Origin of the sequence: Pseudomonas hygromyciniae, from assembly GCF_016925675.1 — a bacterium.
GTDB lineage: Bacteria > Pseudomonadota > Gammaproteobacteria > Pseudomonadales > Pseudomonadaceae > Aquipseudomonas > Aquipseudomonas hygromyciniae.
This window is the reverse complement of record NZ_CP070506.1, coordinates 2670480-2686962: the sequence shown is the minus strand read 5'-3', so window position 1 is coordinate 2686962 and position 16483 is coordinate 2670480. Positions and strand designations below refer to the sequence as shown.

The 16483-nt window shown below is 62.3% G+C and carries 19 protein-coding genes and 1 pseudogene; 16 read left to right on the top strand and 4 right to left on the bottom strand.

Translation table 11 applies throughout. The features are described from left to right. Window positions 1-13: 13 nt before the first annotated feature. The 10 genes and pseudogenes from JTY93_RS11860 to JTY93_RS11815 all read left to right on the top strand — a co-directional run bounded on the left by JTY93_RS11860 (window position 14) and on the right by JTY93_RS11815 (window position 10023). Window positions 14-181, top strand: coding sequence for a hypothetical protein (locus JTY93_RS11860; protein ID WP_205476475.1), 168 nt, complete (start codon window positions 14-16; stop codon window positions 179-181). A gap of 32 nt (window positions 182-213) precedes the next feature. Beyond that, entirely contained in the window at window positions 214-882 is a 669-nt protein-coding gene (alkB, locus tag JTY93_RS11855) for a DNA oxidative demethylase AlkB (RefSeq protein WP_205476474.1), read from the top strand. A gap of 523 nt (window positions 883-1405) precedes the next feature. Further along, complete coding sequence (gene ada, locus JTY93_RS11850; RefSeq protein ID WP_205476473.1) at window positions 1406-2482, top strand: bifunctional DNA-binding transcriptional regulator/O6-methylguanine-DNA methyltransferase Ada; 1077 nt, start codon at window positions 1406-1408, stop codon at window positions 2480-2482. 70 nt (window positions 2483-2552) lie between these two features. Continuing rightward, window positions 2553-3618 (top strand): annotated as a pseudogene (locus JTY93_RS11845) (NAD(P)H-dependent flavin oxidoreductase). Between the two features lie 113 nt (window positions 3619-3731). Continuing rightward, window positions 3732-4487 carry a molybdate ABC transporter substrate-binding protein gene (gene modA / locus JTY93_RS11840; RefSeq protein WP_375373139.1) on the top strand — a complete coding sequence of 252 codons (756 nt, stop codon included), beginning with the start codon at window positions 3732-3734 and terminating at the stop codon, window positions 4485-4487. Next, complete coding sequence (gene modB / locus JTY93_RS11835) at window positions 4488-5168, top strand: molybdate ABC transporter permease subunit (protein ID WP_205476470.1); 681 nt, start codon at window positions 4488-4490, stop codon at window positions 5166-5168. Between the two features lie 5 nt (window positions 5169-5173). Beyond that, window positions 5174-6253 (top strand): molybdenum ABC transporter ATP-binding protein, encoded by a 1080-nt coding sequence (gene modC, locus JTY93_RS11830; RefSeq protein WP_205476488.1) that lies wholly within the window; start codon window positions 5174-5176, stop codon window positions 6251-6253. 66 nt (window positions 6254-6319) lie between these two features. Beyond that, window positions 6320-7336 carry a DNA topoisomerase IB gene (locus JTY93_RS11825; protein WP_205476469.1) on the top strand — a complete coding sequence of 339 codons (1017 nt, stop codon included), beginning with the start codon at window positions 6320-6322 and terminating at the stop codon, window positions 7334-7336. A 267-nt stretch (window positions 7337-7603) separates the two neighbouring features. After that, on the top strand, window positions 7604-9238 hold the full coding sequence (locus JTY93_RS11820; RefSeq protein ID WP_205476468.1) for an ABC-F family ATP-binding cassette domain-containing protein: 1635 nt from the start codon (window positions 7604-7606) through the stop codon (window positions 9236-9238). Between the two features lie 80 nt (window positions 9239-9318). Next, entirely contained in the window at window positions 9319-10023 is a 705-nt protein-coding gene (locus JTY93_RS11815) for a YoaK family protein (RefSeq protein ID WP_205476467.1), read from the top strand. A gap of 137 nt (window positions 10024-10160) precedes the next feature. Here the strand turns inward: JTY93_RS11815 and JTY93_RS11810 are convergent, their stop codons facing one another. From JTY93_RS11810 to JTY93_RS11795, 4 genes are all read right to left on the bottom strand, one after another. Next, on the bottom strand, window positions 10161-10514 hold the full coding sequence (locus JTY93_RS11810) for a hypothetical protein (RefSeq protein WP_205476466.1): 354 nt from the start codon (window positions 10512-10514) through the stop codon (window positions 10161-10163). Between the two features lie 81 nt (window positions 10515-10595). Next, window positions 10596-10907: a branched-chain amino acid transport AzlD family protein gene (locus JTY93_RS11805; RefSeq protein ID WP_205476465.1), complete on the bottom strand. Its 312-nt coding sequence runs from the start codon at window positions 10905-10907 to the stop codon at window positions 10596-10598. Continuing rightward, complete coding sequence (locus tag JTY93_RS11800) at window positions 10904-11599, bottom strand: AzlC family ABC transporter permease (protein ID WP_205476464.1); 696 nt, start codon at window positions 11597-11599, stop codon at window positions 10904-10906. Before JTY93_RS11800 ends, JTY93_RS11805 begins: the two co-directional genes overlap by 4 nt. Window positions 11600-11690: 91 nt before the next feature. Next, window positions 11691-11906 carry a hypothetical protein gene (locus tag JTY93_RS11795; protein WP_003212603.1) on the bottom strand — a complete coding sequence of 72 codons (216 nt, stop codon included), beginning with the start codon at window positions 11904-11906 and terminating at the stop codon, window positions 11691-11693. Window positions 11907-12080: 174 nt separating this feature from the next. Here JTY93_RS11795 and JTY93_RS11790 point away from each other — a divergent pair, with 174 nt between their 5' ends. The 6 genes from JTY93_RS11790 (at window position 12081) to JTY93_RS11765 (ending at window position 16394) form a co-directional block, all read left to right on the top strand. Then, window positions 12081-12437, top strand: a complete 357-nt coding sequence (locus JTY93_RS11790) for a metalloregulator ArsR/SmtB family transcription factor (RefSeq protein ID WP_205476463.1) — start codon at window positions 12081-12083, stop codon at window positions 12435-12437. 18 nt (window positions 12438-12455) lie between these two features. After that, a complete protein-coding gene (locus JTY93_RS11785) occupies window positions 12456-13739 on the top strand; it encodes an arsenic transporter (protein ID WP_169997141.1) in 1284 nt (427 codons plus the stop codon). 12 nt (window positions 13740-13751) lie between these two features. After that, window positions 13752-14222 carry an arsenate reductase ArsC gene (locus JTY93_RS11780; RefSeq protein ID WP_205476462.1) on the top strand — a complete coding sequence of 157 codons (471 nt, stop codon included), beginning with the start codon at window positions 13752-13754 and terminating at the stop codon, window positions 14220-14222. A gap of 94 nt (window positions 14223-14316) precedes the next feature. Beyond that, window positions 14317-15144, top strand: coding sequence for a helix-turn-helix domain-containing protein (locus JTY93_RS11775; RefSeq protein ID WP_205476461.1), 828 nt, complete (start codon window positions 14317-14319; stop codon window positions 15142-15144). A gap of 44 nt (window positions 15145-15188) precedes the next feature. Beyond that, window positions 15189-15800, top strand: a complete 612-nt coding sequence (locus JTY93_RS11770) for a LysE family translocator (RefSeq protein ID WP_205476460.1) — start codon at window positions 15189-15191, stop codon at window positions 15798-15800. 309 nt (window positions 15801-16109) lie between these two features. Next, window positions 16110-16394, top strand: a complete 285-nt coding sequence (locus JTY93_RS11765; protein ID WP_205476459.1) for a hypothetical protein — start codon at window positions 16110-16112, stop codon at window positions 16392-16394. Window positions 16395-16483: the final 89 nt, after the last annotated feature.

Below are 16483 nucleotides of genomic sequence, written 5' to 3'. Positions count from 1 at the left end.
CACAGGAACGACCGTGACTCAAACCACCAAATACGTCATCAAGTACAAACTCAACGGCGAACGCCGCTTCGAATTTGCCCAGTTGCAGGCGGCGAGCGTCGAAGAAGCCCAAGAGGCCTTGGCCAAGATTCACGATGCCAGTGACCAAATCACTGAAATCACTGTGAGCAAAGCCCTGTAGAATCCTCACCAGCAGCTGAGTGATTGTGCACCATGGACCCTCATTCCACCGGTGATCTGTTCAGCGACGAGGCCTTGCAACAGCCGGCCCGTCGCGAGCAGATTGGCGAACAGTCCTACGTCTTCAGGGGCTATGCCCTGCCCTGGCTTGAGCGTGTATTGCCCGAACTGCGTGCAGTACTGGCCCAGTCACCGTTCCGGCAAATGGTCACCCCCGGTGGCTTTACCATGTCGGCGGCCCTGAGCAGTTGTGGCGAGCTGGGTTGGACCACCGACCGCCAAGGCTATCGCTACAGCCCCCTCGACCCCGAGCGCCAGCAACCCTGGCCAGCATTGCCGAACGTCCTGCGCGAGTTGGCGACAACCGCAGCGGCCGCTGCGGGGTTCGAGGGCTTTGCCCCGGACGCCTGCCTGATCAACCGCTACGTTCCAGGCGCAAGGATGTCGCTGCACCAAGACAAAAACGAGCGCGACTTCAGCGCGCCTGTGGTCTCGCTCTCCCTGGGGCTGCCGGCGGTGTTTCTGTTTGGTGGTCATCAGCGCAGTGACAAGACCCAGAAAACTTCCCTATTCCATGGCGATGTGGTGGTCTGGGGCGGTGTCGACCGCCTGCGCTTTCATGGCGTACTGCCAGTCAAACACGGTGTACACCCGCGCATGGGCCCACAACGGATCAACCTGACGTTTCGCAAGGCAGGCTGACCCTTGGTAGAACTTGGCGGGGCTCTTGGGGCTGCTGCGCAGCCCAGCGCGGGGCAAGCCCGCTCGCCACAGGAAGCCTGCGATCCACAGTAAGTTGCAACCCTGTGGCGAGGGGGCTTGTCCCCCGCTGGGCTGCGGCAGCAGCCCCAAAACCAGCCACCTCGGTGTAGCTGGCAGAACATGGTGAGGCTATTAGGGCGGCTTCGCCACCCAGCGCGGGGCAAGCCCGCTCGCCACAGGAAACCTGCGATCCACAGTAAGTTCCAACCCTGTGGCGAGGGGGCTTGTCCCCCGTTGGGCTGCGGCAGCAGTCCCAAAACCAGCCACCTCGGTGTAGCTGGCAGAACATGGTGAGGCTATTGGGGGCGGCTTCGCCACCCAGCGCGGGGCAAGCCCGCTCGCCACATTGAGCGCGCTACGGCAAGCGTCATTGCCAGGGTGAATTCGACCGCAAGTAACGGAGTGTCCAACTCCACCTCAGCGGTTATTCTGGGTGCCACTGTTGCGTTGTCGAGCCATTGCCATGACCACTGAAGATGACCTGCGCTGGGCCGCGATTGTCGCCCGCGATGCCACAGCGGACCTGAGGTTCGTCTACGGGGTCAAGACCACCGGCGTGTATTGCCGCCCCAGCAGCAGCGCACGTCAGCCACTGCGCAAGAACGTCGAGTTTTTCGACACCCCGCAGCAGGCCGAAGCAGCCGGCTACCGCCCCAATAAACGCACCTCGGCCGATCAAACCCAGGTCGCGCAGCGCCATGCGCACCTGGTCGCTGCGGCCTGCCGGCAGATCGAGCGGGCCGAGGCGCTGCCCTCCCTGGAGGACCTGGCCAACGGCGCCGGCCTGAGCCCGTTCCATTTCCATCGGGTGTTCAAGACCCTGACCGGGTTGACGCCAAGGGGCTACGCCCGCGCCCATCGCTCACGCAAGCTCAGGGCGCACCTGCAGGACAATCTGTCGGTGACCGACGCGCTGTACGATGCAGGCTTCAACTCCAACAGCCGCTTCTACGCGTCAGCCAACCAGTTGCTTGGCATGAAGCCCAGCGACTACAAGGCCGGTGGCACCCATAACGACATTCACTTCGCTGTCGGCGAGTGTTCGCTGGGCGCAATTCTGGTGGCCCAGAGCAATCGTGGCGTGTGTGCCATCTTGCTGGGCGATGATCCGGATCAACTGGCGCGCGACCTGCAAGACCAGTTCCCCCAGGCCAATGTGATCGGCGCCGACCCCGACTTTGAACAGTTGATTGCCCAGGTGGTGGGGTTTATCGAAGCACCCGCCCTGGGCCTGAACCTGCCCCTGGACCTGCGCGGCACCGCCTTCCAGGAGCGGGTCTGGCAGGCCCTGCGGGAAATTCCGGTAGGCAACACGGCCAGCTATGCCGAGATCGCCCAGCGCATCGGCGCACCCACGGCCTTTCGCGCCGTGGCCCAGGCCTGCGGCGCCAATTGCCTGGCCGTGGCGATTCCCTGTCACCGCGTGGTACGCAGCGATGGCCATCTTTCGGGTTACCGGTGGGGCGTGGAGCGCAAGCAGCAGTTGCTCCAGCGTGAACACAACACCCCGCATGAACAATCGTCGACGTCCAGTGAATAATACAGACTGGCCTTGCCTGGGCCGCCCCTGTTAAAAGGGCCAGACCGTTAATCCACTGGAGAAGCCCCCCATGAGCACCTGGCCAGACACGCGGATTCTTGACCTGCTGGGCATTGAATTGCCGATCATCCAGGCGCCCATGGCCGGCAGCACCAGCCCGCAGATGGTGATCGCCGCGAGCCAGGCCGGCGCCTTGGGCTCCATGCCTGCCGCCACCTTGAGCATCGATCAACTGCGCCAGGCCCTGACCACTATTCGCCAGGCCAGCGAGCGCCCGCTGAACGTCAATTTCTTCTGCCATCAGTCGCCAGCCCACGACCCCGAGGGCGATCGCCAGTGGAAGCAGCTCCTGGAGCCGTATTACCGTGAATTGGGCGCCGACTTTGATGCGCCGACACCCGTCTCCAATCGCGCACCGTTCGATAATGCCGCCTGTGAAGTGGTGGAAGAGTTTCGCCCGCAGGTAGTCAGTTTCCACTTCGGCCTGCCGGAAAAATCTCTACTCGATCGGGTCAAAGCCACAGGTGCCAAAGTGCTGTCGTCCGCGACCACGGTTGAAGAAGCGATCTGGCTGGAACACCACGGCTGCGATGCGATCATCGCCATGGGCTATGAGGCCGGAGGGCATCGCGGGATGTTCCTCAACGACCGCCTGACCAGCCAGATTGGCACCATGGCCCTGGTGCCCCAGGTGGTGGATGCGGTCAACGTACCGGTGATCGCCGCCGGCGGGATCGGTGATGCGCGGGGGATCGTCGCCGCGTTCGCCCTTGGCGCCTCGGCCGTGCAGATCGGCACGGCCTACCTGTTCACGGCCGAAGCCACCATCACCCCCCTCTCACCGCCAGGCGCTGCACACGGCCAAGGCCAGCGAAACCGCCTTGACCAACCTGTTCACAGGTCGCCCAGCGCGGGGGATCGTCAATCGGGTGATGCGCGAACTGGGGCCAATCAACCCTACAGCCCCGTCGTTTCCATTGGCCGGTGGTGCATTGATGCCGCTGCGGGCCCTGGATGAAGCCGACTTCAGTAGCCTATGGGCCGGCCAGGCGCTGCGCCTTGGCCAAGACCTGCCAACCCACGAGTTGACCCTGAGGCTGGCCCGCCAAGCGCTGGCGCAACTCATCAAGGGCTAGGCCCCTGAGGCAACTTTGCACTGTACCGACGATGGCGAACCGCTATATATTCACGTACATAGCGATTAACCCTAACAAGCCGCCACGTCGGCACCCCAAGGAGCTGCTTCATGATGATCTGCGCCTCACGCCTGGCCCCTACCGCCCTGATCGCCCTCTTTACCTTGGGCTCGGCCCAGGCCGACGAAGTCCAGGTGGCGGTCGCCGCCAACTTCACCGCGCCGATCCAGGCCATTGCCGCAGACTTTGAAAAGGATACGGGCCACAGGTTGGTCGCTGCCTACGGGGCCACCGGGCAGTTCTATACCCAGATCAAGAACGGCGCGCCGTTCGAAGTGTTCTTGAGTGCCGACGACACCACCCCGCAAAAACTCGAAAGCGAAGGCGACACCGTCAAGGGTTCGCGCTTCACCTACGCGGTGGGCACCCTGGCGCTATGGTCGGCCAAGGAAGGTTATGTGGATGCCAAGGGCGCGGTGCTGAAGAAAAATGAATACCAGCACCTGTCCATCGCCAACCCGAAAGCCGCACCCTATGGCCTCGCCGCCACCCAGGTGCTGGCCAAGCTGGGCCTGACCGAGCAGGTCAAGAGCAAGCTCGTCGAAGGGCAGAACATCACCCAGGCCTATCAGTTCGTGTCCACCGGCAATGCCGAATTGGGTTTTGTGGCCTTGTCGCAGATTTATAAAGACGGCAAAGTCAGCAGCGGCTCGGCATGGATCGTTCCTGGCCAGATGCATGACCCAATCAAACAGGACGCGGTGACCCTCAACAAAGGCAAGGACAACCCGGCCGCCAAGGCACTGGTTGACTACCTCAAGGGGCCTAAAGCCGCTGCCGTTATCAAATCCTACGGTTATCAACTGTAAATGCCCCTATCGAGTGCCGACTTTTCCGCGATCTGGCTGACCCTCAAACTAGCCTCGCTGACCACTGTAATCCTGCTGATCATCGGCACTCCCATCGCCCTATGGCTGTCGCGCACCCGCTCCTGGTGGCGCGGGCCGATCGGCGCGGTGGTCGCCCTGCCCCTGGTGCTGCCGCCGACGGTGATTGGCTTCTACCTGCTGCTGACCATGGGGCCCCACGGTTACCTCGGGCAGTTCACCCAATGGCTGGGGCTGGGCACCTTGACCTTCAGCTTTGCCGGCCTGGTGATTGGCTCGGTGATCTACTCGATGCCGTTTGTGGTGCAACCGTTGCAGAACGCGTTCTCGGCCATCGGCAGCCGGCCCCTGGAAGTCGCAGCCACCCTGCGAGCCAATCCCTGGGATACGTTTTTCAACGTGATCCTGCCGCTGGCCCGCCCCGGATTTATCACCGCGTCGATCCTTGGCTTTGCCCACACCGTGGGCGAGTTCGGCGTGGTGCTGATGATCGGCGGCAATATCCCCGACAAGACCCGCGTAGTCTCGGTGCAGATCTACGACCATGTCGAAGCCATGGAGTACGCCCAGGCCCACTGGTTGGCCGGGGCCATGGTGGTGTTTTCTTTCCTGGTGTTGCTGGCGCTCTACTCCAGCCGTAAAACCAAGGCAGGCTGGAGTTGATGTCGATGATCGAAGTGCGCCTGCAACTGAAGTATTCCGGGTTTGCCCTGGATGTTGACCTGAAGCTGCCGGGGCGCGGTGTCACCGCGCTCTACGGGCACTCGGGCTCGGGCAAAACTACGTGCCTGCGCTGCATTGCCGGGCTGGAACGGGCCGGCGATGGGTTTGTGCAAATCAACGATCAGGTCTGGCAAGACAGCCGCAACGGTGTGTTTATGCCGCCCCATAAACGCGCCCTCGGCTATGTGTTTCAAGAGGCCAGCCTGTTTCCCCACCTGTCGGTGTTGGCCAATCTGGAGTTCGGCCTCAAGCGTATCCCCAAGGCCCAACGCCGCGTAGATATGGCCCAGGCCACGCAACTGCTGGGCATCGGCCACCTGCTGGATCGCCACCCCCAGCACTTGTCCGGCGGTGAACGCCAACGCGTCGGCATCGCCCGCGCTCTGCTCACCAGCCCCCAACTACTGTTGATGGACGAGCCCCTGGCCGCCCTCGACAGCCAGCGCAAAGGCGAGATCCTGCCCTACCTGGAACGCCTGCACGATCAACTGGAAATCCCGGTGCTGTACGTCAGCCATGCCCAGGATGAAGTGGCGCGCCTGGCCGATCACATTGTCCTGCTCAGTGAAGGCAAGGCCCTGGCCAGCGGCCCGATCGGCGAAACCCTGGCGCGGCTCGACCTGCCCCTGGCCCGCGGCGACGATGCCGGCGTGGTCATCAACGGAACGGTCAGCGGCCACGACGCCCATTACCAATTGCTGACCCTGCAACTGCCCGACAGCCCGCTGCAAATGCGCGTGGCCCATGCCCCGCTCGATCTGGGCAAGCACCTGCGCTTCAAGGTCAAGGCCCGGGATATCAGCCTCAGCCTGCAACCCGGGGAGCACAGCAGCATCCTCAACTGCTTGCCCGTGACCGTGACCCAGGAGATCCCCGCCGACAACAGCGCCCATGTGCTGGTGCGCCTCGACGCGGCAGGCACGCCGCTGCTGGCGCGGATCACCCGTTACTCGCGGGACCAATTGCAGGTGCATCCCGGCCAGGCGCTGTGGGCACAGATCAAGGCGGTCGCGGTACTGGCTTGAACGGACGGCACAGGGCTGCGGTCAATCAGCCATACCGGCCTGATTTGTTGCCAAGGACTCTGCCCCATGCCCGACTCCAGCCTGCCCGTCGACCTGCCCCGTGACCTGCATTACGTTGACGACAGTCAACCGGGCTTGAGCCGCCGCAAACTGCGGGGCAAGTTCCAGTATTTCGATCGCCACGGCCAACGCCTGACCGACGCCGCCGAAATCCAGCGGATCAACGCCCTCGCCATCCCGCCGGCCTATACCGACGTATGGATCTGCGCCGACCCCAAGGGCCATCTGCAAGCGACCGGGCGTGATGCCCGAGGCCGCAAGCAATACCGCTATCACCCACGCTGGCGGGAAGTACGCGACAGCGACAAGTATTCGCGGCTGCAGGAATTCGGCAATGCGCTGCCCAAATTGCGCAAGCAACTGCAAGCCCAAGTCGATGCGCCAGGGTTCAATCGGGAGAAAGTCCTGGCCACCGTGGTGCTGTTGCTCGATGCCACGCTGATCCGCGTCGGCAATAGCCAATACGCCCGCGATAACCGCTCCTACGGCCTGACCACCCTGCGCACCCGCCACGTAGATATCAAGGGCAGCGAAATCCAGTTCCAGTTCCGTGGCAAGAGCGGTGTCGAGCATCAGGTCAGCATCAAGGATCGGCGCCTGGCGACCGTGCTCAAACGCTGCCTGGAGTTGCCGGGGCAGAATCTGTTCCAGTACCTGGACGCAGAAGGCGAGCGGCATACCGTCAGCTCCACCGACGTCAACGCGTACCTGCACAGCCTCACTGGCGCGGACTTTACCGCCAAGGACTATCGCACCTGGGCCGGCAGCGCACTGGCCCTGGCAGTGCTGCGCGAACTGGCGTGGCAACCGGAGTCGGATGCCAAAAAGCATGTGGTGGAGATGGTCAAGAATGTCGCCCGGCAGTTGGGCAACACCCCGGCGGTGTGCCGCAAGTGTTACATCCACCCCGCCGTGCTGGAGCACTTCAGCCTGGGCCATTTGGCAAAGCTGCCCAAGCCCAGGGTGCGCAAGGGCTTGAAGGCCGAAGAAGTGGGGCTGGCGATGTTTCTTGAGCAACTGTAGGAGCGAGCTTGCTCGCGAAACACTTGAGGGCAACGCGTTTAACCTGCATACACGCGTTATTATTCACGCGCTTCGCGAGCAAGCTCGCTCCTACAGGGTCATTGCCTTGCCACAGGCGTAGGAAATATGACGCAACTGCGCTAGGCTACCGATCCTTTCCTACCGCAGGACGACCGCCGACGTGAACAACTAAGCCTTCCAACATGTAAACGCAACGAGCCGCCTGGCGCGCTTGTTGGCTTGTGCCACATTGTTCTGGAGGTGCTGATGACTGACGTCAACCGGCTGCCTGTACTTGTTTCCTTGCATCACGTGGGTTTCCAGTTCGCCAATGGCGAGACGCTGTTGGAAGACCTCAACCTCTCTATCGATCACACACCCACCGGGATTGTCGGCCGTAACGGCATGGGCAAGAGTGTGTTGGCCCGCCTGCTGGCCGGCGTACTTGAGCCATCCCATGGCGTTATCAAATCCTCGGCCAATGTCGCCTACGTCCCACAAACCATTGAGCTGTTTGCGGGGCAGACCGTGGCCCAGGTCAGCGGGTGTGCGCAAATCCTGGCCGCCCTTGAACGCCTGGCAGCGGGTCAAGCGCAAGCTGAAGACCTGGAACTGATCGATGATCACTGGGACTTGGCCGAACGTCTGCGCCAGGCCCTCGACGGTGCCGGCCTGGCGCAGATAAGCCCCGATCAGCCTGCCGCACAACTGAGCGGCGGCCAACTGGCCAGGATCGCCCTGATTGGCGCCCTGCTGTGTGCGCCGCAGTTGCTGATTCTCGACGAACCCACCAACCATCTCGACAACGCCGGCCGCGACTGGCTGCTGGCGACCCTCAGTGCCTGGCGCGGTGGCCTGGTGGTGGTCAGCCATGACCGGCGCATGCTCAATACCCTGGGGCGAATCATTGAGCTGTCACCCCTGGGGGCCCGGCTCTATGGCGGCAACTACGACGACTATCGTGCGCAGCGCGATGCCGAACAACACGCCGCCCAAGCGGCCCTGGAACATGCCCGGCTGGATCGGCGGCGTGAGCATCAGCGCCTGAAAAAGGATATCGACAGCTTCCAGCGCCACGCCGCCAGCGCCCGTAAATATGCAGAGACCGCCAATGTCGACGCCTTCACCAAGTCCCGGTGGAAAGGCGCCGCCAACGAAATCGTCAGCAACGTGCGCAGTGCCCATGTGCAGCAAAAGCAGGCCTTGAATGAACGCGTACGCACCGCCTACGAACGGGTGGTGGACGAAACGCCGACCTTCCTCGGCTTGCCCGGCACACCTCTACCGGCAGGCCGCCAAGTGGCAACCCTTGTCGACTGCCAGTTGCCCTGGTTCGATCCCCGCGCGCCGAGCACCTTTATTAACGCGAGCCTGACCGGGCCGGTTCGGGTCGCGGTCCACGGGCCGAATGGCTGCGGCAAGTCCACGCTGCTCAAGCTGCTGGCGGGTCAATGGCAACCTGTCAGCGGCCAATGCACGGTTCATGTGTCCTGTGCCTATCTCGACCAACAGTTGACCCTGCTCGATGACCGGCAATCGATTGTCGAACAACTCAAATTGATCGACACGCCTCTGGCCGAAGCCGAGCTACGCACCCGCCTGGCGCTGTTGCAACTGGACGCATTGCGCGTCACCCAACCCATCGGCCAGCTCAGCGGTGGTGAGCGGTTGAAGGCCGCCATGGCGATGGCCTTATGGCGCAAGGTCCCGGCGCAACTGCTGCTCTTGGACGAGCCCACCAACCACCTGGACCTGGAGTCGGTGATGGCCTTCGAGCAGGCTTTACAGGGGTTTTCCGGCGCGCTGATTGCAGTCTCCCATGACGCGGCGTTCCTTAACGCGCTCAAGCCGACTCATGTTCTGACGTGGGGCGCCATGGGCTGGCGCCTGGAGGTGCACTGAAGGATGTGCCAAGTCATTGCAGTCGACAGGAAAGCGTCCTACGGTAGTGGCCGGATAATCTCATTGAGGAACCTCTCGCCGTGCTGCCCTCCTCCCCTAAACCCATGGTCAATACCGCCCTGCAGCACCAACACAAATGGCGGGGGCGCATCGGCCTGACGCTGGTGGCCAGCCTCTCGGTGCTGGCCGGCATGACCGACGCCATCGGCTTTATGGCCAGTGGTGATTTCGTCTCGTTCATGAGTGGTAACACCACGCGGCTGGCGGTGGCGATCAGTGAAGGCGACCTGGGGCTGACCGGGCGCCTCACTCTGCTGGTGGCGACGTTTATCCTGGGCAACGCGCTGGGGGTGATCATCAGCCGCGTCAGCAAGCGCCATGCGTTGCCGTTGTTGCTGTGTATTGCCACGCTGTTGTGCGGCGCGGCGGCGTGGCCAATCGCCGAGCAGTTGCCGGCCGTGCTGGCCGCGATCATCGCCATGGGCATGCTCAATGCGGCGGTGGAACAGGTCAACGGCCTGCCCGTGGGGCTGACTTACGTGACCGGCGCGTTATCGCGTTTCGGTCGCGGGCTGGGACGCTGGATGCTGGGGGAGCGCCGTAATGGCTGGCGCGTGCAGTTGATTCCCTGGGCCGGGATGTTTGTCGGCGCGGTGATCGGCGCCTTGCTCGAGCATCAGTTGGGGATCAAGGCCCTGCTGGTCAGCGGCCTGTTGTCGGCGCTGCTGGGCTTGGTGTCGCTGAAAATTCCGCGGCGCTGGCACCTGGGCTATATGCCACGCTGAAAAGGTGCTTGCCCGACATTTAGGCCTCGACGTCCATGTACTGGTAAAGAACCATCACGTCGGGCAAGCGCTGGCATTTTAAGGCAAAGCCGGCGGTGTGTCCGCCGGGTATTTCTGAAGAATTCTAAGGAAGTGACTTACAGACAGGTCGCAGCTGCGGCCAGGCGGCGTTTGGCGGCGAAATTGTCTTCGGCGGCGTAGTAACTGACGGTGGTGCTGCTGCCGGCACTGCGCACGTCGACAAAGTAGTCACCGCCCGTGGTGTAGACCGTATGCCCCCCGCCTTGCGCCGGCTCCATGAAGCCGCCGGCATCCACACCGAACACCGCCTCGTCCTGCCAGCCGAACTGGATGCACTGAGCGACGACCAACGCGGCCTTGTCAGAGGCCAGGGTTTTATAGGGTGCGCCGGCGCGCGCGTCTTTCATCTTCGAACTTGCGCAACCGGCCAGCGCCGCCACGACCAGAGCACCTATCACCACCTTCCGCATGCCATCGCTTCCTTGAAAAAAACGCGACTGTACCATTGAAACCTTGTGGTGAGTGGGTGGCGATAGCGCTCACAAGGACACTTAAAACAACCAGCGAAACAGATAGAACAGCGCCATGCTCAGCAGCACCGTCGTCAACACGCTGCGGGTCCAGAACATCAGGGCCACCGCACAGATCCCGGCCAATAGGTAGGGGTTGGTGGGGCTCAGGTTGAGCTTGTGCTCGGCGAGGAAAATGATCGGCCCGCAAATGGCCGTCAACATGCCGGGCACCGCGAACCCGAGAAACTCCCGCGCGCCGCGATTCAGGCGCACCGGCAAGCGCGGTTCCAGAAAAAGGTAACGGTTGAAAAATACCGCTAGGCCCATGCCGATAATCATCACAAAAATCATCGTTGCCCCACTCCCAAGCGTTTGCAGGCATACCCTGCACTCATCCCCAGCAACCCCGACACCACCACCGCCGACTCCCAGTGCCAATAGCTGAGCAACACCGAAAACAACAGGGCCACGGCCACGCACACCACCGTTGGCACATCGCGCACTACCGGGGTGATCAGGGCGATAAAGGTCGCGGCGATGGAAAACTCCAGGCCCAGTTGATCGAGGTTGGGGATGCTTTTGCCGAGCACGATGCCGGCCAGGGTGAACAGGTTCCAGGCCACGTAGAACGTCAGGCCCGCGCCCAGGGCATACCAGCGGTTGAAGGTCTGGCGATCGTATTGGCTGACCAGGGCAAAGAACTCATCGGTCAGCAAAAAGCCCAGGCTCATGCGCCACCGCGCCGGCAAGGGCGACAGGGTGGCCCGCATGTGCATGCCATACAGCAAGTGCTGGGAGGTCAGCAGCAAGGTGGTGAGCAAAATGGCAATCAGGCTGGCGCCGCTCTTGACCATGCCAATGGCCACCAACTGCGCGGCACCGGCGAACACAATGACCGACAGGCCCTGGCTTTCCAGCGGGGTGAACTGGGCGTCAATCGCCAGGGAGCCGGCCAACAGGCCCCATGGGGCACAGGCCAACGACAGAGGAATGATCGCAATCGCGCCACGGGCGAAGGCGTAATGGGGAACGGCAGTAGGCATGGACAACAGGCTCATCGACAGACAGCCCATAAGCATGCCTGCCGGTGTGGCGAATGTCTTGAACGATATTGCTCGCAGCCACGCCGCCGATTCAGGCCAGCTTGACCGACACCCGCTCCACCGCATCCCGCGCCTCACGCAGTTCGTGGGCGTCCTGGTTGAGCCGGTGGATGGTGTTGAGCAGGCGCTGACGCAGCACTTCGTCGCTGAGTTTTTCGACCGCACGCATCAAATCAAAGGCCGCGGTTTCGTTGTTGTCCGCGACAGAATCGAGGGTCTTGCGCAGGTTGCGAGTGGCACGGGTCACACAATTACTTCCTTTATCACCAATGGCGGGCACTGTAGGACAGTTGTGTTTCATTTTAATTTCAAGCACTTGCCGGCAATCCTCGGAGCGTTGATGCAGATCAACAGATTCAGCGCTTGCTCGATATATATGGATATCCGTATATTCGGACACCCTAATATCAGCCGGGCCATCATGACTGATCTTTTTTCTCCCCCCGATGTATTCAAATGCCTGGCCGATGCGACCCGCACACGGTTGACCTTGTTGATCCTGCGCGAGGGCGAACTGTGCGTCTGCGAGCTGATCCATGCCTTGGATGACAGCCAGCCAAAAATTTCCCGGCACCTGGCACAACTGCGCAGTTGCGGGCTGCTGGTGGACCGTCGCCAGGGCCAGTGGATCTACTACCGCCTCAACCCACAGTTGCCGCAATGGGTGAACACCGTGCTGGAAACCACCTTGCAAGCCAACCAACCCTGGCTGCATAACGACGCGCAACGCCTGGATGCCATGGGCGACCGACCACAACGGGCCAGCACCTGCTGCTGACCTTTGGAGAACATTTTCATGCTGATCGCATTCGCGATATTTCTAGTCACCATCGTGTTGGTCATCTGGCAACCCAAAGGCTTGGGGGTCGGCTGGAGCGCATCAATAGGCGCCATCCTGGCCCTGGCTTGCGGCGTCATCAGCCTGGCGGACATCCCCGTAGTGTGGCAGATCATCTGGAACGCCACCGGCACCTTCGTCGCCCTGATCATCATCAGCCTGATCCTCGACGAGGCCGGCTTCTTCGCCTGGGCCGCGCTGCATGTGGCGCGCTGGGGACGTGGCCGTGGTCGCCGACTGTTCGCCTATATGGTGCTGCTGGGGGCCCTGGTCTCGGCACTGTTCGCCAATGACGGCGCGGCGCTGATCCTTACGCCGATTGTCATGTCGATGCTCCTGGCCCTGCGCTTCTCGCCAGCGGCGACCCTGGCATTCGTGATGGGTGCAGGGTTTATCGCCGACACCGCCAGCCTGCCGCTGGTGGTGTCCAACCTGGTGAACATCGTCTCGGCGGACTACTTCAAGATCGGCTTCAACGAGTACGCGGCAGTAATGGTGCCGGTCAACCTGGTCAGCGTCGCCGCAACCCTGGCGGTGCTGCTGTGGTTCTTCCGCCGTGATATCCCGCAAAGTTATGACCCCGCCGACCTGCCCGAACCGGCCAGCGCCATTCATGACCCGGCGACTTTCCACGCCGCCTGGTGGGTGTTGGGCATCCTGCTGGTCGGCTGCTTTGCCCTCGAGCCCCTGGGCATTCCCATCAGCGCCATCTCGGCCGCCTGCGCCCTGCTCCTGCTGGTGATCGCCGCCAAAGGCCACAAGATCTCCACACGCAAGGTGCTCAAGGAAGCGCCCTGGCAGATCGTGATTTTTTCCCTGGGGATGTACCTGGTGGTGTATGGCCTGCGCAACGCCGGCCTGACCACTTACCTGGCCACCTGGCTCAACACCTTCGCCGATTACGGCGTGTGGGGCGCCGCGCTGGGCACCGGGCTGCTGACGGCGCTGCTGTCTTCGGTGATGAACAACCTGCCGACGGTGCTGATCGGTGCGCTGTCCATCGACGCCAGCCATGCCGTGGGGGTGGTCAAGGACGCGATGATCTACGCCAATGTGATCGGCAGCGACCTGGGGCCGAAAATCACCCCGATCGGCAGCCTGGCAACTTTGCTCTGGCTACACATTCTGGCGCGCAAAGGCATTCGTATCACCTGGGGGTATTACTTCAAGGTCGGCATCGTCCTGACCCTGCCGGTGCTCTTGATCACCCTGGCCGCGTTGGCCCTGCGCCTGAGTCTTTAACGGAGAGTTGCCATGAAAGTCCTGTTCATCTGCACCGCCAACAGCTGCCGCAGCATCCTCAGCGAAGCCCTGTTCAACCACCTCACACCACCAGGGTTACACGCCGTCAGTTCCGGCAGCGTTCCCAAGGGCCAGGTGCTGCCTCGCACCTTGAGTACATTACAAGCTGCGGGTATCAGCACCGACGGTTTGTACAGCAAAGGCAACGACGCGTTTGCAGGCAGCCCGCCAGACATTGTGATCAGCGTGTGTGACAAAGCCGCCCAGGAAGCCTGCCCGGTGTACTTTGGCCCCGCAATCAAGGCGCATTGGGGACTTGAGGATCCATCGGCCCTACACGGCGATGAGGCCCAGATTGACGCCGCCTTCCAGGCCACCCTGCAAATCATCGAAACCCGCTGCCGGGCGCTGTTCGCCATCCCGTTCAGCCGCCTCGATGCGGCACAGATCAAGGCTGAACTGGATCGTATTGGCTCGTTATAAGCGCAGCATGGCATGACTCGGCCTCTGCACCCGTCGATTCAGGCAGCATTAGGCGCGTATGCTTTCACCACCTGCGACCACCCGAGTCCTTCCCATGAGTTCCCTGCACCACGCCTGGCTGGGCCCTTACGAAATCAGCAGCACCACCTGCAGCGGCCTGACGTTTGCCCGTCATAGCCACGACGAGTGCGTGATTGGCGTCAACCTGATCGGTGAGGAAAAGGTCTGGCTGGACCGCCACACCTTCGAGGCCGGGCCCGGCAGTATTACCCTGTACAACCCCGGCCAGATCCAGGGCGGCGGCGCTGCCCAGGGCGCGCCCTGGCACTTTGTCAGCCTGTACGCCGGTGCCGACCGCCTGGCCGCCGACCTGGGGCTGGCGCACCTGGAGTTCGACCGCGCGCTATGTTTTGCCCCCGCTTTGGCGGCGCAACTGGCGCAGGCCGCCAAGGGCGCATTAAGCGCCGACCCGCTGGTGCGCGGGCTCAGCGAAGATGCGCTGGTGTTGAGGCTGGCCGAGGTGGTCAGGCTCAGTGGTGTACGCCTGCCGGGAAGTGCCAGCGCGGGCTCACAGTTAGTCGCCCAGGCCCAGGAATTGCTCGCCGCGCAGTTACAGCAGGGCGTGGCCCTGGATGCCCTGGGCGACGAGTTGGGCCTGTCCAAATTCCACGTCTTGCGCACCTTCCAGAAAGAAACCGGCCTGAGTCCGCGCCAGTGGGCCATGCAACTGCGTACCCGCCGCGCACAAGGCTTGTTGCGCAGTGGCCTGGGCGCCGCCGAGGTCGCCCATGACCTGGGGTTTGCCGACCAGAGCCATCTCAATCGCCACTTCCGTGCGGCGTATGGCATCACCCCAGGACGCTATCAAAGCGCAATCCGGTCCAAGACAGTTCGGCTCCCCCAGCCTCAAACTGACCTGTAGGAGCCGGTTCCTACAGGAGTTAGTGGTTAATTTTGGGGGTGGTGATGTTGACGATCTTTTTTTCCGCGTTGGTGTTCGGCTTTGTGTTTTGCCTGTCCCCCGGCGCCGTGCTGGCGGAAACCCTGCGCCGTGGCCTGTTGCACGGATTCACCCCGGCGCTGCTGGTGCAGATCGGCTCGCTGGTGGGCGACGCGACCTGGGCGGTGATTGGCCTGACCGGCATGGCCCTGTTGATCCAGCACGAAGCGGTGCGCGTGCCGTTGACGGCTGTTTGCGCGCTGTACCTGGCCTGGCTCGGCCTGCGCAGCCTGCTGGATGCCTGGCGCCTGCCGCAACCCGACAGCGCCCCGGCCAGCACCGGGCGCAATGCGCTGATGGTCGGGGCCGCCATCTCCTTGGCCAACCCGAAGAACATTGTGTACTGGGGCGCCTTGGGCAGTGCTCTGTCAGGCATCGTTGGCGCCACCCCGAGCCATGGCCAGACCCTGATGTTCTTCTCAGGTTTTATGCTGGCCTCGATCCTGTCGTGCTTTTTGATCGCGGGATTAGTGAATGTTTTGCGAAAGAACGCCTCGCCAACTTGGCAACGGATCAGTCACGGTGCATGTGGGCTGGTATTGATCTATCTGGCGTTACTGGCCGCCTATAGTCTTTGAACTTATATGTTGAACAGTGCCAATCTGAATGAAGTCTGAACGGGCAACAAACAAGTTGATGAGTGTTTGACATCCACTGCCTGTCTGAGTAGATTGCCCGTGCCTGCAACTCGGGCCTTTTTTCAACCTCACAAAAGAAGCCAATGGACACAGTATCTAGTTGCTGTCCTTCACCCGCGAATGCGGGGGTCGGGCGCCAAACCCAGAGTAATGACGGGACTCGCCTTCCAGGCCGGGTACGCTGCGCTAGAGCTTGATGCTCCAACGTAACTGCCTTGCACCGGCGCCAGTCCGGTCCCGAGGTGTGTTATGAATTTCCAGACCCTTGTTCTACCTGATGTACGCACGCTGGCCTCAGCCCTGCGTGCCAAGCTGTGCCGTGCTGATAGGGGCGTCGCCCCTGTGCGCACGGCCTTTGCCTCCCCTTCCCCGCATATCAGCCAGGCCCACCTGCAGGCGCACTGGCGCCTGTGCCCCACCACCGGCCATCTGGTTCAGCAATGGGACCACGCCGACCCTCAAGATCCGCAGAGACGGAGCGTTTCCAGCCTGCTTGCCCAAGCGCGCCTGATGCTGAGCGCTCGCGCGGCATAAGCTGACTGGAAACAGCAACTTCCTGATTATTGGTCAATTAATTAACTGGCGTTCCTTGCGAACTAAGCCAGCCGTAGTTTTCTGCGCGC